The sequence below is a fragment of the Citrobacter sp. CK195 genome (genome assembly GCF_030333365.1).
In the GTDB taxonomy this organism is placed as follows: Bacteria; Pseudomonadota; Gammaproteobacteria; order Enterobacterales; family Enterobacteriaceae; genus Citrobacter_B; species Citrobacter_B koseri.
Genome location: NZ_JAOWGB010000025.1, coordinates 51,744 through 65,452 on the forward strand (window position 1 = coordinate 51,744; position 13,709 = coordinate 65,452).

At 56.6% G+C, this 13,709-nt stretch carries 9 protein-coding genes; 6 read left to right on the forward strand and 3 right to left on the reverse strand.

Annotated features, from left to right (window positions below):
* Positions 1 to 115: 115 nt before the first annotated feature.
* The 5 genes from nanA to nanQ all read left to right on the forward strand — a co-directional run bounded on the left by nanA (position 116) and on the right by nanQ (position 4,695).
* Positions 116 to 1,009 (forward strand): N-acetylneuraminate lyase, encoded by an 894-nt coding sequence (gene nanA / locus OGX93_RS14455; protein ID WP_012135358.1) that lies wholly within the window; start codon positions 116 to 118, stop codon positions 1,007 to 1,009.
* Between the two features lie 120 nt (positions 1,010 to 1,129).
* Positions 1,130 to 2,620 (forward strand): sialic acid transporter NanT, encoded by a 1,491-nt coding sequence (nanT, locus tag OGX93_RS14460; protein ID WP_012135356.1) that lies wholly within the window; start codon positions 1,130 to 1,132, stop codon positions 2,618 to 2,620.
* Between the two features lie 49 nt (positions 2,621 to 2,669).
* On the forward strand, positions 2,670 to 3,359 hold the full coding sequence (locus tag OGX93_RS14465; protein WP_286449094.1) for an N-acetylmannosamine-6-phosphate 2-epimerase: 690 nt from the start codon (positions 2,670 to 2,672) through the stop codon (positions 3,357 to 3,359).
* Positions 3,356 to 4,228 (forward strand): N-acetylmannosamine kinase, encoded by an 873-nt coding sequence (nanK, locus tag OGX93_RS14470; protein ID WP_110493748.1) that lies wholly within the window; start codon positions 3,356 to 3,358, stop codon positions 4,226 to 4,228. The genes OGX93_RS14465 and nanK overlap by 4 nt, the downstream gene beginning before the upstream one ends.
* Complete coding sequence (gene nanQ / locus OGX93_RS14475; protein WP_286449100.1) at positions 4,228 to 4,695, forward strand: N-acetylneuraminate anomerase; 468 nt, start codon at positions 4,228 to 4,230, stop codon at positions 4,693 to 4,695. The genes nanK and nanQ overlap by 1 nt, the downstream gene beginning before the upstream one ends.
* A gap of 130 nt (positions 4,696 to 4,825) precedes the next feature.
* On the opposite strand, the gene OGX93_RS14480 is transcribed toward nanQ, so the two are convergent.
* From OGX93_RS14480 to gltB, 3 genes are all read right to left on the reverse strand, one after another.
* Positions 4,826 to 5,911 carry a PDDEXK nuclease domain-containing protein gene (locus tag OGX93_RS14480; RefSeq protein WP_286449093.1) on the reverse strand — a complete coding sequence of 362 codons (1,086 nt, stop codon included), beginning with the start codon at positions 5,909 to 5,911 and terminating at the stop codon, positions 4,826 to 4,828.
* A 209-nt stretch (positions 5,912 to 6,120) separates the two neighbouring features.
* Complete coding sequence (gene gltD / locus OGX93_RS14485) at positions 6,121 to 7,539, reverse strand: glutamate synthase subunit GltD (protein WP_012135351.1); 1,419 nt, start codon at positions 7,537 to 7,539, stop codon at positions 6,121 to 6,123.
* 11 nt (positions 7,540 to 7,550) lie between these two features.
* Positions 7,551 to 12,011: a glutamate synthase large subunit gene (gltB, locus tag OGX93_RS14490; protein ID WP_147293774.1), complete on the reverse strand. Its 4,461-nt coding sequence runs from the start codon at positions 12,009 to 12,011 to the stop codon at positions 7,551 to 7,553.
* A 673-nt stretch (positions 12,012 to 12,684) separates the two neighbouring features.
* On the opposite strand from gltB, the gene mnmL reads away from it, so the two are divergent.
* Positions 12,685 to 13,614 (forward strand): tRNA modification radical SAM protein MnmL/YtqA, encoded by a 930-nt coding sequence (mnmL, locus tag OGX93_RS14495; protein ID WP_058669125.1) that lies wholly within the window; start codon positions 12,685 to 12,687, stop codon positions 13,612 to 13,614.
* Positions 13,615 to 13,709: the final 95 nt, after the last annotated feature.

A 13,709-nucleotide genomic window follows, 5' to 3' on the forward strand; every position in this document is an offset into this window, starting at 1 on the left:
TTAGTGAAGTAGATCGCACTCTGTGCGTTCTGTACTGGGGTGCTGCTTATTTGATCTGGTATAACAGGTATAAAGGTATGTAGTCAGATAACACTAATCATCGACAGAGGTCGTTATGGCAAAAGATTTACGAGGCGTAATGCCAGCGTTGTTAACTCCTTTTGATAACCAGCAGAAACTGGATATTGAGAGCCTGCGCCGTCTGGTGCGTTTCAACATTGCGCAGGGCATTGATGGGCTGTACGTCGGTGGCTCGACCGGGGAAGCGTTCGTTCAGAGCCGCGCAGAAAGAGAGCAGGTCCTGGAAATTGTGGCGGAAGAGGCGAAGGGCAAGGTGACGCTGATTGCCCATGTCGGTACGGTCAGTACCGAAGAGAGCCAGCAACTGGCCAGCGCGGCGCATCGTTACGGTTTTGATGCCGTTTCCGCCGTGACGCCGTTTTATTATCCGTTTAGCTTTGAAGAGCATTGCGATCACTACCGCGCCATTATCGATTCCGCTGAAGGATTACCAATGGTGGTGTACAACATTCCTGCGCTGAGCGGCGTGAAGCTGACGCTGGATCAAATCAACACGCTGGTCACGCTGCCCGGCGTTGGCGCGCTGAAACAAACCTCCGGCGATCTCTATCAGATGGAGCAGATCCGCCGTGCGCATCCTGATCTGGTGCTCTACAACGGTTATGACGAAATCTTCGCTTCCGGTCTGCTGGCAGGCGCAGACGGGGGAATCGGCAGCACTTACAACATTATGGGCTGGCGTTATCAGGGGATTGTTAAGGCCTTGCAGGAAGGCGATGTAGCGAAAGCGCAGCATCTGCAAACCGAGTGCAATAAGGTCATCGATCTGCTCATTAAAACCGGCGTGTTCCGTGGGCTGAAAACGGTGCTGCACTACATGGACGTGGTCTCCGTACCGCTGTGCCGTAAGCCGTTTTCGCCGGTTGATGAGAAGTATCTGCCTGAACTGAAAGCGCTGGCGCAGCAGTTAATGCAGGAACGCGGTTGACCGGTTGCCGGATAGCGCTAACGCTTATCCGGCCTACAAAATATGAAACGTAGGCCGGGTAAGGCGAGGCGAAGCCGCCATCCGGCAAAGCGACAATAAAAATCGTCGGGAGAATGAAAAATGAGTACTTCTACCCAGAATATCCCGTGGTATCGCCATCTCAACCGGGCGCAGTGGCGGGCATTTTCCGCCGCCTGGCTGGGATATTTGCTTGATGGTTTTGATTTTGTGTTGATTGCTCTTGTTCTGACGGAAGTGCAGGGCGAGTTTGGGTTAACGACGGTTCAGGCGGCCAGCCTGATCTCGGCGGCGTTTATTTCCCGCTGGTTTGGCGGGCTGATGTTAGGCGCAATGGGTGACCGCTATGGCCGACGTCTGGCGATGGTCACCAGTATCATTCTTTTCTCTATGGGGACGCTGGCCTGCGGTTTTGCGCCCGGCTATACCACCATGTTTATCGCCCGTCTGGTGATCGGTATGGGAATGGCGGGCGAATATGGCTCCAGCGCCACCTATGTCATTGAAAGCTGGCCGAAGCACTTACGTAATAAAGCCAGTGGATTCCTGATTTCCGGTTTCTCCGTCGGGGCGGTCGTGGCGGCGCAGGTTTACAGCCTGGTGGTTCCGGTCTGGGGCTGGCGCGCGCTGTTCTTCATTGGCATTCTGCCGATCATTTTCGCGCTCTGGCTGCGTAAAAACATCCCTGAAGCGGAAGACTGGAAAGAGAAACACGAAGGCAAAGCGCCGGTGCGCACGATGGTGGATATTCTCTACCGGGGCGAACATCGCGTCGTCAATGTGCTGATGACGATCGCCGCCGCAACCGCGCTGTGGTTCTGCTTTGCGGGCGACCTGCAAAACGCGGCGATTGTGGCGGTGTTAGGGTTACTGTGCGCCGTTATCTTCATCAGTTTTATGGTGCAAAGCAGCGGCAAGCGCTGGCCAACGGGCGTGATGCTGATGATCGTGGTGCTCTTTGCTTTCCTCTATTCATGGCCGATTCAGGCGCTGCTGCCAACGTATCTGAAAACTGAACTGGCTTACGATCCTCACACCGTTGCGCAGGTGCTTTTCTTTAGCGGCTTTGGGGCGGCAGTCGGCTGCTGCGTGGGCGGTTTCCTCGGCGACTGGCTGGGTACGCGTAAAGCCTACGTTTGCAGTTTGCTGGCTTCCCAGGTGCTGATCATTCCGGTATTTGCGATTGGCGGCGCAAACGTCTGGGTACTGGGTCTGCTACTGTTTTTCCAGCAGATGCTGGGGCAGGGGATCTCCGGGATCTTACCGAAACTCATTGGCGGTTATTTTGATACCGACCAACGAGCGGCAGGTCTGGGCTTTACCTATAACGTCGGCGCACTGGGCGGCGCGCTGGCCCCTATCCTCGGGGCGCTGATCGCACAGCGTCTGGATCTGGGCACCGCGCTGGGATCGCTCTCCTTCAGCCTGACCTTTGTGGTGATCCTGTTGATTGGGCTGGATATGCCGTCCCGCGTACAGCGATGGCTGCGTCCTGAAGCATTGCGTATGCATGATGCTATCGACGGAAAACCGTTCAGCGGGGCCGTGCCGTTTGGCGGCGACAAAAGCGCCTTTGTAAAAACCAAAAGCTGATGAGGTTTGCCCGGCCAGTTTGCCGGGCGACCTGCGTAAGGAAGTGGATATGTCGTTACTTGAACAACTGGATAAAAACATTGCCGCCAATGGCGGGTTGATTGTCTCCTGCCAGCCGGTTCCTGGCAGCCCGCTCGATAAACCGGACATCGTGGCTGCGATGGCGCTGGCGGCGGAGCAGGCTGGTGCCGTCGCGCTACGCATTGAAGGCGTGGACAATTTGCAGGCGACCCGTGCGCTGGTCTCCGTACCGATTATCGGTATTCTCAAGCGTGACCTTGACGACTCCCCGGTACGCATCACGCCATTCCTTGAGGATGTGGATGCGCTGGCACAGGCCGGGGCGGATATTATTGCGGTTGACGGTACTGACCGTGTACGTCCGGCGACCGTCGATGCGCTGCTGGCGCGTATTCATCAGCACCAGTTGCTGGCGATGACCGACTGCTCGTCACTGGAGGATGGATTAGCCTGTCAGCGACGTGGCGCGGAAATTATCGGCACGACGCTGTCGGGATACACCACGCCGGACACGCCGGACGAACCTGACCTCGCGCTGGTCAAAGTCCTGCATGATGCCGGATGCCGGGTGATTGCCGAGGGGCGTTACAACACGCCGGCACAGGCCGCTGAAGCCATGCGTCACGGCGCGTGGGCGGTGACGGTGGGATCTGCCATTACGCGGCTGGAACATATTTGTCAGTGGTACAACACGGCATTGAAAAAGGCGACGTCATGAGCACGCTGGCGATCGATATTGGCGGCACCAAGCTGGCTGCCGCGCGGGTGGATGATGATTTACGCATCCGCGAACGACGTGAATTGCCGACCCCCGCCAGCAAAACGCCGGATGCGCTGCGAGAGGCGCTAAAAGTGCTGGTTGAACCGCTGCAAACGACCGCGCAGCGGGTGGCGATAGCCTCTACCGGCATTATCAGAGAAGGCGCGCTACTGGCGATAAATCCGCATAACCTGGGTGGTCTGCTGCATTTTCCGTTGGTGCCGACGTTAGAAGATCTTACCGGTCTGCCGACGCTGGCGGTGAATGACGCGCAGGCGGCGGCATGGGCGGAATACCATGCCCTTACGTCTGATGTCCGCGATATGGTGTTTATTACCGTGTCGACCGGCGTTGGCGGCGGCGTGGTGAGCGACGGCAGATTGCTCACCGGGATGAGCGGTCTGGCCGGGCATCTGGGGCATACGCTGGCCGATCCGCAGGGGCCGGTTTGCGGTTGCGGACGACGCGGCTGTGTGGAGGCTATCGCCTCAGGACGCGGCATCGCGGCAGCGGCGCAGGGTTCCCTGGCCGGGTGCGACGCCAGAACTGTCTTCGCACATGCGGCGGCCGGGAACGAACAGGCCGTGCGTCTGGTTCAGCACTCCGCGCAGGTTGTCGCGCGGTTAATTGCCGATGTTAAAGCGACAACGGATTGCCAGCAGGTGGTTATTGGCGGCAGCGTAGGGTTAGCTGAGGGATATCTGGCGCAGGTACGCCACTTTCTGGCGCAGGAGCCGGCGGTTTATCAGGTGGCGTTGAGCGCAGCGCATTACCGACATGACGCGGGGCTACTGGGCGCCGCGTTGTTAGCTCAGGGAGATAAATGATGTTGATGGGAGAAATTCAGTCGTTACCGTCTGCCGGGCTGCATCCGGTATTGCTGGATGCGTTAACCCTGGCGCTGGCGGCAAGGCCGCAGGAGAAAACGCCCGGGCGCTACGAATTGCAGGGCGACGATGTGTTTATGAATGTGATGCAGTTTGCCACGCAGTCGCCGCAGGAGAAAAAAGCGGAGCTGCATGTGCAGTACATCGACATTCAGCTGTTATTGACGGGTGAGGAGCGCATTCTGTTCGGCGTAGTCGGGTCAGCGCGCGAATGCGAGGAGCTGCATGGTGAAGAGGATTACCAGCTTTGCCGTCACATCCATGAACAGCAGTCCATTACGCTGACACCGGGGATGTTCTCCGTGTTTATGCCGGGGGAACCCCATAAGCCCGGGTGTATGGCTGGCGAGCCAGGGGAGATTAAGAAAGCTGTGGTGAAGGTGCGCGCCAGCTTATTAGAGGTATGAAAATACCGGATGGTTTATAGCCATCCGGTGTAACGTTTTATATCTTCCGATAGTGCATAATCCCGTCAGTCGAGTTGTTGAAAATTCAGCTCGTGACGCAGTGCTTTTCCTGATGTGCAAAGTAAATTGGTTATTCAGTTGATTCAACTTGCTGTGCAGTCAGTGCTATTTGTGAACGAATGAGCTCATCTGCCAGTAGTTTTTCGTCAGGCAACTGCACTTTATACTCGCTCGCCATGATGGTATTCGGCAGGCTGTTTAGCGCGTAATGCGCTTCCCCCGCGCCTTTTCCTGCGCACAAAACCAACCCGACTGGCGGGTTTTCTCCCGGGATTGTCCAGTGCTCTTTGGCATAGTTCAGGTACATATTCATCTGCCCGGCATCCGCATAACTGAATTTGCCGACCTTCAGGTCAACGAGCAACAGGCAACGCAAGCGGCGATGGAAGAACAACAGATCGACGCGGAACCAGCTATCGTCTATGCGTAATCGGCGCTGGCGGCCGACAAAAGCAAAATCGTCACCAAGTTCCAGCATAAAGTCCATCAGGTGACTGAGCAGCGCCTCTTCGAGATCCGACTCGGAATACTCGTCCTTCAGGTTAAGAAATTCCAGAATGAACGGGTCGCGTATGGCTCGCTCCGGCAAGACTGTTGGCTCGGCGGGCGCAGGCTGCTGCAACATGGCGGATTTGTCATGGGACAGTAGCGTCCGTTCGTAGAACTGGGTGGAGATTTGCCGATCGAGTTGCCGCACAGACCAGCCGTTACGTAGCGTCTCTTTCTCGTAAAAAGTGCGGGCATCGGGATTTTTTACCGATAGTAAACGCACGTAAGCTGACCAGGGAAGCGGAAAAACTTTAGCGAGTTGTATCAAATGTGAAGATTCCGCAGACACTGTCTGCGGAATTTCAATATACTGAAAACATAGATAAAATGTTCTCATTTGCCACAGATTCCTGGTGGAAAATCCACGCTTATAGCGCTGGCTTAAATCTGCGGATAACCGCTCAATGAGTTGAATACCATAAGCCGCTCGTGCTTCGCCGCCTTGTTCAAACTCGACAATTCTCCTGCCGATTTCCCAGTAGGTTGCCGTCATCAAAGCATTAATACTGCGGACGGCCTCGGTATGGGCATTGTCCACTAATCGAATAATACCGTCATGGATTTGCTGATAATCGTCAGCGTGTTGAAGTGGTGTTGGTACAGTCATGTCATCCCTGGCGCGATAGTTGCGAAATGAAAAATATATCGCTACCAATACGCTTCAGGCATATCCCGGTCAATCCAGGAGAGGCGTATTACATTGAGTTACAGCCGTATTTGCGAGCGGCTTTCGAAGAACGAATTCGCATATATTTAGCAGAGAAATATTGGCTCCCCATCCATCAGCGTCAGGCTGTGGCAGGGGAGCCAGAAGTATTACACTTCCAGGTAGTTCAGGATACCGTCTGCCGCTTTACGACCTTCGGCAATTGCCGTGACCACCAGATCCGAGCCGCGCACGATGTCGCCACCGGCGAAGATTTTCGGGTTGCTGGTCTGGAAGGCGTTTTCATTGCCTTCCGGCGCGATAATCCGCCCCTGAGAGTCCAGCTCCACGCTGTGTTTCGCCAGCCACGCCATGCTGTGCGGGCGGAAACCAAACGCCATTACCACAGCATCTGCCGGGATCACATGCTCGGAACCGGCGACGATTTCCGCACGACGACGGCCTTTCGCGTCCGGCGCGCCCATTTCGGTACGCACCATCTTCACGCCGCTTACTTTACCGTTGGCATTCACTTCTACGCCCAGCGGCTGCACGTTGAACTGGAATTCGACCCCTTCTTCGCGCGCGTTTTTCACTTCGCGTCTGGAGCCTGGCATGTTCTCTTCGTCACGACGATAGGCGCAGGTGACGTGCGTTGCGCCCTGGCGAACCGAGGTACGCACGCAGTCCATCGCGGTGTCGCCGCCGCCCAGTACCACGACGCGTTTGCCTTCCATACTGACGAACGGTTCGTCAGTGGTTTCGCCAAAGCCCATGATCTGTTTGGTGTTGGCAATCAGGAACGGCAGGGCATCGAACACGCCGTCGGCATCTTCGTTTTCCAGCCCGCCGCGCATTGATTGATAGGTGCCAACGCCGAGGAACACCGCATCGTACTCTGCCAGCAAGTCGTCCAGCTGCACGTCGCGACCCACTTCGGTATTCAGTTTGAACTCAATGCCCATGCCGGTGAAGATCTCACGACGGCGGGTCATCACCTCTTTTTCCAGCTTGAAAGCCGGGATACCGAACGTCAGCAAACCGCCGATTTCCGGGTGACGGTCAAAGACCACCGCCTTCACGCCGTTACGGGTGAGTACGTCGGCACAGGCCAGCCCTGCCGGGCCCGCGCCGATAATCGCCACGCGTTTGTCGGTCTGACGCACGCCAGTCATGTCCGGGCGCCAGCCCATTTCGAACGCTTTATCGTTGATATAACGCTCGATGTTGCCGATAGTCACTGCGCCGAACTCGTCGTTGAGCGTACAGGAGCCCTCGCACAAACGATCCTGCGGGCAGACGCGGCCGCACACTTCCGGCAGCGTGTTGGTCTGGTGAGACAACTCCGCCGCTTCGAAAATACGTCCTTCGTTCGCCAGCTTCAGCCAGTTCGGGATGTAGTTATGTACCGGACACTTCCACTCGCAGTACGGGTTGCCGCAGGAGAGGCAGCGATCCGCCTGCGCTTTGGCCTGGCCTTCGGAAAACGGTTCGTAAATTTCAACAAACTCGATTTTGCGGATCTTCAGCGCCTTCTTCGGTGGATCAACACGTTGCAGGTCGATAAATTGGTATACGTTCTGACTCATTGCTCTACCCCTTACTGCGCCTGCACACGCAGCTCAGCTGCGCTACGACTACGGTGACCCAACAGTGCTTTCACATCACTGGACTTCGGCTTAACCAGCGCGAATTTGGTTGAGAATACTGACCAGTTAGCCAGGATCTCTTCACCGCGCTGGGAACCGGTATGCTGCACATGCTCGGTAATCAGACCGCGCAGATGTTCTTCGTGGATGGCCAGGTCATCGACGTTCAGCACTTCCACCAGCTCCGGGTTCACGCGTTTGCGGAACTCGCCGTCTTCATCCAGCACGTAGGCGAAGCCGCCCGTCATGCCAGCACCGAAGTTAACGCCCGTTTTGCCCAGTACACAGACAATACCGCCCGTCATGTATTCACAGCCGTTGTCGCCAATGCCTTCTACCACGGTGATGGCCCCGGAGTTACGTACTGCGAAACGTTCGCCCGCGCGGCCCGCCGCATACAGACGACCGCCGGTCGCGCCGTACAGACAGGTATTGCCGATGATGCTGGCCTCATGACTGCGAAACGCTGAACCCACCGGAGGACGCACCGCCAGCAGACCGCCTGCCATGCCTTTACCGACGTAGTCGTTGGCATCGCCCGTCAAATACAGCTCCACGCCGCCCGCGTTCCAGACGCCGAAGCTCTGACCTGCGGTGCCGCTGAAGTGCGCCTTGATCGGGTCAGAGGCCAGCCCCTGATCGCCATGCGTCTGAGCGATATAGCCAGAGAGCGACGCGCCCACGGAGCGGTCGGTGTTGCGAATGTCGAACCAGAAGGTTTTGCTCTGGCGCTCATCGACGAACGGTTTCGCCTGTTGCAGCAGTTGCGCGTTCAGCACGCCGTTATCGAACGGCGGGTTATGTTCGGTGCAGTACAGCGCTTTACCCGGATGAGGCTCAGCGGTTTCCAGCAGTCGGGACAGTTCCAGCTTCTGCTGCTTAGCGGTAAACCCTTCCAGCTCTTTCAGCAGGTCGGTACGGCCAATCAGATCCACCAGACGCTTCACGCCAAGCTGCGCCATCAGCTCGCGGGTTTCGCGGGCGATAAACTCAAAGTAGTTGGTCACTTTGAACGGCAGGCCGTGGTAGTGGTTCTTACGCAATTTGTCATCCTGAGTCGCCACGCCCGTCGCGCAGTTGTTCAGGTGGCAAATACGCAGGTATTTACAGCCCAGCGCCACCATCGGGCCGGTGCCGAAGCCAAAGCTTTCCGCGCCGAGAATCGCCGCTTTGATGATGTCGAGGCCGGTTTTCAGGCCGCCGTCCACCTGCAAACGGATCTTGTGACGCAGACCGTTAGCCACCAGCGCCTGCTGGGTTTCCACCAGGCCCAGCTCCCACGGACAGCCCGCATATTTCACGGAGGAGAGCGGGCTGGCGCCGGTGCCGCCGTCATATCCGGCGATAGTGATCAGATCCGCATAGGCTTTCGCCACGCCGGTAGCGATGGTGCCGACGCCCGGTTCAGAAACCAGCTTCACGGAGATCATCGCTTTCGGGTTGACCTGTTTCAGGTCGAAAATCAGCTGCGCCAGATCCTCGATAGAGTAGATATCGTGGTGCGGCGGCGGAGAAATCAGCGTCACGCCCGGTACGGAATAGCGCAGTTTGGCGATGTACGGGGTCACTTTGTCACCCGGCAACTGGCCGCCTTCGCCCGGCTTCGCGCCCTGAGCGACTTTAATCTGAATGACGTCAGCATTAACCAGATACGCTGGCGTTACGCCGAAGCGGCCGGAAGCGACCTGTTTGATGCGCGACACTTTGTTGGTGCCGTAGCGCGCCGGGTCTTCGCCGCCTTCGCCGGAGTTGGAGTTACCGCCGATGCTGTTCATCGCTTCCGCCAGCGCTTCGTGCGCTTCCGGGCTCAGCGCGCCGATGGACATCGCCGCGGTATCGAAGCGTTTAAACAGCTCATTCGCCGGTTCAACATCGTTGATGCTGATGGCGTTATCGCCAGGATTGAGCGCCAGCAGATCGCGCAGCGTTGCCGCCGGACGTTCGTTAACAAGCGCGGCATATGCCTGGTAATCGCGGTACTCGCCGCTCTGCACCGCCTGTTGCAGGGTGCGCACCACATCCGGGTTATAGGCGTGGTATTCGCCGCCGTGCACGTATTTCAGCAGGCCGCCCTGATCCAGCGGTTTACGCGCCAGCCAGGCACGTTTCGAGAGGTTCAGCAGATCCTGCTGGAAGTCGGCAAAACCGGCGCCGCCAATGCGGCTGACTACACCCTGGAAGCAGTGGCTCACCACGTCGTCATGCAGACCGACCGCTTCAAACAGTTTGGAGCAGCGGTATGAGGCGATGGTCGAAATGCCCATTTTGGACATGATCTTGTACAGACCTTTATTGATGCCGTTACGGTAGTTCAGCATCACGGTACGGTAGTCTTTGGCGATGGCCTGGGTGTCGATCAGACGGCCCAGCGTTTCATAGGCGAGATACGGATAGATCGCCGTGGCGCCAAAGCCCAGCAGTACGGCAAAGTGGTGCGGGTCGCGCGCGCTTGCGGTTTCTACGATGATGTTGGCATCGCAGCGCAGGCTCTTATCCACCAGACGAGTCTGTACCGCCCCGACAGCCATCGGCGCCGGAACCGGCAAACGGTTTTTGGCGATGTTACGGTCAGAGAGCACCAGCAAGACGGTGCCGTTACGCACCATCTGTTCAGCCTTATCGCACAGCGCTTTCACCGTTTCTTCGAGCGAGGTTTCCGTCACATCGAAGGTGATATCCAGCGTATCGGCGCGATAGTGCTCCTCTTTCATGGTAGTGAGCTGTTTGAAATCGGAGTACAGCAGAATTGGCGATTTAAAGCTCAGACGGTGCGCCTGTCCTTCCGCTTCGCAAAAGACGTTCATCTCGCGGCCAATGCTGGTGGCCAGCGACATGACGTGCGCTTCACGCAGCGGGTCGATTGGCGGGTTGGTCACCTGCGCAAACTGCTGGCGGAAGTAGTCGTAAATAATGCGCGGCTGGCTGGAAAGCACGGCGAAGGGGGTGTCATCACCCATTGAACCGACCGCTTCCTGGCCGTTTTCGCCCAGTACGCGGATGACGGAATCCAGCTCTTCGGCGCTGTAGTTAAACTGTTTCTGATAGCTGGCGAGCATGTCGTCGTCCAGCTCGCGGTTTCCGACCTGATCGTCGGCCAGATCTTCAAACGGCACCAGGCGGCGGACGTTCTTCTCCATCCACTCTTTATACGGATGGCGGCTTTTCAGATCGTCATCGGTTTCCGCAGAGTGCAGGATGCGCCCGCCACGGGTGTCGATCACCATCAGTTCACCGGGGCCGACGCGGCCCTTTTCCACGACTTCGTCAGGCTGGTAGTCCCAGATTCCCACCTCAGAGGCGCAGGTGATCAGTTTATCTTTGGTGATGACGTAGCGCGCCGGACGCAGACCGTTACGGTCGAGATTACAGGCAGCGAAGCGACCGTCGGACATCACGATGCCCGCCGGGCCATCCCACGGCTCCATGTGCATGGAGTTAAAGTCAAAGAAGGCGCGCAGGTCCGGGTCCATATCCGGGTTGTTCTGCCATGCGGGCGGCACCAGCAGGCGCATGGCGCGCACGATGTCCATCCCGCCTGCCAGCAGCAGTTCCAGCATATTATCCAGCGAGCTGGAGTCGGAACCGGTCTCGTTGACGAACGGCGCGGCGGATTGTAAATCCGGGATCAGCGGCGTCTGGAATTTATAAGTACGGGCGCGCGCCCACTGACGGTTGCCGGTAATGGTGTTGATTTCGCCGTTGTGCGCCAGGTAGCGGAACGGCTGCGCCAGCGGCCAGCGCGGCACGGTATTGGTGGAGAAGCGCTGGTGGAACAGGCAAATGGCCGATTCCAGACGCAAATCCGCCAGGTCCAGGTAGAAGCGCGGCAGATCCGCCGGCATACACAGACCTTTATAGATGTTCACCAGGTTCGACAGGCTACAAACGTAGAAGTCTTTATCGTCCTGAAGGCGTTTCTCAATGCGGCGGCGGGCGATAAACAGGCGGCGTTCCATATCCCGGGGACGCCAGCCCGCAGGCGCGTTAACAAAAATTTGCTCAATACGTGGCAGGGAGGAGAGGGCGATTTCACCGAGGACACCTTCGTTGGTCGGCACATCGCGCCAGCCCACAATCGATAGGGTTTCCCGTTGTAATTCTTCTTCGACGATACGACGTGATGCCGCCGCCAGCTCAGAGTCCTTATTCAGGAAGAGCATACCGACAGCGTAGTTTTTGGCTAAACGCCAGCCGCGCTCTTCTGCAACGATGCGAAAAAAGCGATCGGGTTTTTGCAGCAGCAAACCGCAACCGTCGCCGGTTTTACCGTCAGCGAGGATCGCGCCACGGTGCTGCATACGGGCCAGTGCGTGTATGGCGGTACGCACTACCTTGTGGCTAGGTTCGCCTTCTATGTGGGCGATCAGGCCGAAACCACAGTTATCCCTCTCAAGGGATTTATCGTACAACATATCAGTGAACCTCCCCAGGCTCTGCGGGACTCCCATCCGATACCGATTGCGCACGGGCACAGAAAGAGCGTGGCGACGGGGGTTGCGTATCATACGCTTACCTCGCATTCGCCCTCTTTTATCCTTTTCGCATCGGTAAATACGTTTAAGAGGGAATCTCAATTACTGCATAAATATGATGAGCAGGCTGCTCATCCAGAAAGCTTCCAGCGGATTTCCAACTTATCGGGAATCCACACACAGGTCAAATGGCAATCTTATTTATGCAAAAATGTGCTATAGGTCGATTAACTTTATGAATGTATTGAAAATAATGACTTTTTTACATTGATTTGATGCGGCATAAGCGCGGGGGAGAGTGTGATCTGTCTCACTATCATAACGGCCTGTTAACCCTTATCTCACCTTGATTATCCGTAATGCTTAGCATTTTATGCTGGTTTAAGCGGCGCAGGCATTTCATGATACTGTTTTTTAGCCAGTGTCATCAGAAGATAAAAAAAGTGTGCAGTTATAAGGAAAAGTAATTAGCTATGGAGTGAATGAAATCGCGGTAATTTTGCTTGATTATGCAATAAATAAAAGCCTGCCGGAGCGATTGATCCAGGTCATCGCCGACAAAGGCTAAAAATGGCAGGCTTTGGCCTCTTTTCAAGGCGCGGTCTATCAGATTATGCAGTTACAGAAATTAGTCAATATGTTTGGTGGGGATCTTTCTCGTCGTTATGGGCAAAAAGTTCATAAACTGACGTTGCACGGCGGATTTAGCTGTCCAAACCGCGATGGCACCATCGGACGTGGCGGGTGTACTTTCTGTAATGTCGCCTCTTTCGCCGATGAGGCGCAGCAGTATCGCTCTATTGCCGAACAACTGGCGCATCAGGCGCATCTGGTCAATCGCGCCAAACGTTATCTGGCCTATTTCCAGGCGTACACCAGTACCTTTGCCGAAGTGCAGGTGCTGCGTTCTATGTATCAGCAGGCGGTAAGCCAGGCCAGCATTGTCGGGCTGTGTGTCGGGACGCGCCCCGACTGTGTGCCGGATGCGGTGCTCGATCTGCTCTGCGAATATAAAGACCAGGGCTATGAAGTGTGGCTGGAACTGGGATTGCAAACCGCGCATGACAAAACGCTGCGCCGTATTAATCGAGGCCATGATTTTGCCTGTTATCAGCGAACCACCCAACTGGCGCGTGAGCGTGGGCTGAAAGTGTGCTCGCATCTGATTGTGGGTTTACCCGGCGAAGGGCAGACGGAATGCCTGCAAACGCTGGAGCGCGTGGTGGAAACGGGCGTGGATGGCATTAAGCTGCACCCGCTGCATATTGTAAAAGGCAGCATTATGGCGAAAGCCTGGGAGGCGGGACGCCTGAACGGCATTGCGCTGGAGGCGTATACGCTGACGGCGGGGGAGATGATCCGCCATACGCCGCCGGAGGTTATTTATCATCGCATTTCCGCCAGCGCCCGTCGTCCGACGTTGCTCGCCCCGCTATGGTGTGAGAATCGCTGGACGGGCATGGTGGAACTGGACCGCTATCTTAACGAACATGGTGCGCAAGGCTCCGCGCTTGGCACTCCGTGGATTCAGCCGGGGAGCTAACCATCCGTAGGCGTGTATGCCTTATCCGGCCTACCGCCTACCCGGTCATTTCACCGATAACCTCCGCATTTATTGCACAATTTTCAACGTACTGC

What these genes read in the sequence shown, in the direction of transcription:
- nanA (WP_012135358.1), top strand. Translation starts at nt 116, where the DNA reads ATGGCAAAAGATTTACGAGGCGTAATGCCAGCGTTGTTAACTCCTTTT.
- nanT (WP_012135356.1), top strand. Translation starts at nt 1,130, where the DNA reads ATGAGTACTTCTACCCAGAATATCCCGTGGTATCGCCATCTCAACCGG.
- OGX93_RS14465 (WP_286449094.1), top strand. Translation starts at nt 2,670, where the DNA reads ATGTCGTTACTTGAACAACTGGATAAAAACATTGCCGCCAATGGCGGG.
- nanK (WP_110493748.1), top strand. Translation starts at nt 3,356, where the DNA reads ATGAGCACGCTGGCGATCGATATTGGCGGCACCAAGCTGGCTGCCGCG.
- nanQ (WP_286449100.1), top strand. Translation starts at nt 4,228, where the DNA reads ATGTTGATGGGAGAAATTCAGTCGTTACCGTCTGCCGGGCTGCATCCG.
- OGX93_RS14480 (WP_286449093.1), bottom strand. Translation starts at nt 5,911, where the DNA reads ATGACTGTACCAACACCACTTCAACACGCTGACGATTATCAGCAAATC.
- gltD (WP_012135351.1), bottom strand. Translation starts at nt 7,539, where the DNA reads ATGAGTCAGAACGTATACCAATTTATCGACCTGCAACGTGTTGATCCA.
- gltB (WP_147293774.1), bottom strand. Translation starts at nt 12,011, where the DNA reads ATGTTGTACGATAAATCCCTTGAGAGGGATAACTGTGGTTTCGGCCTG.
- mnmL (WP_058669125.1), top strand. Translation starts at nt 12,685, where the DNA reads ATGCAGTTACAGAAATTAGTCAATATGTTTGGTGGGGATCTTTCTCGT.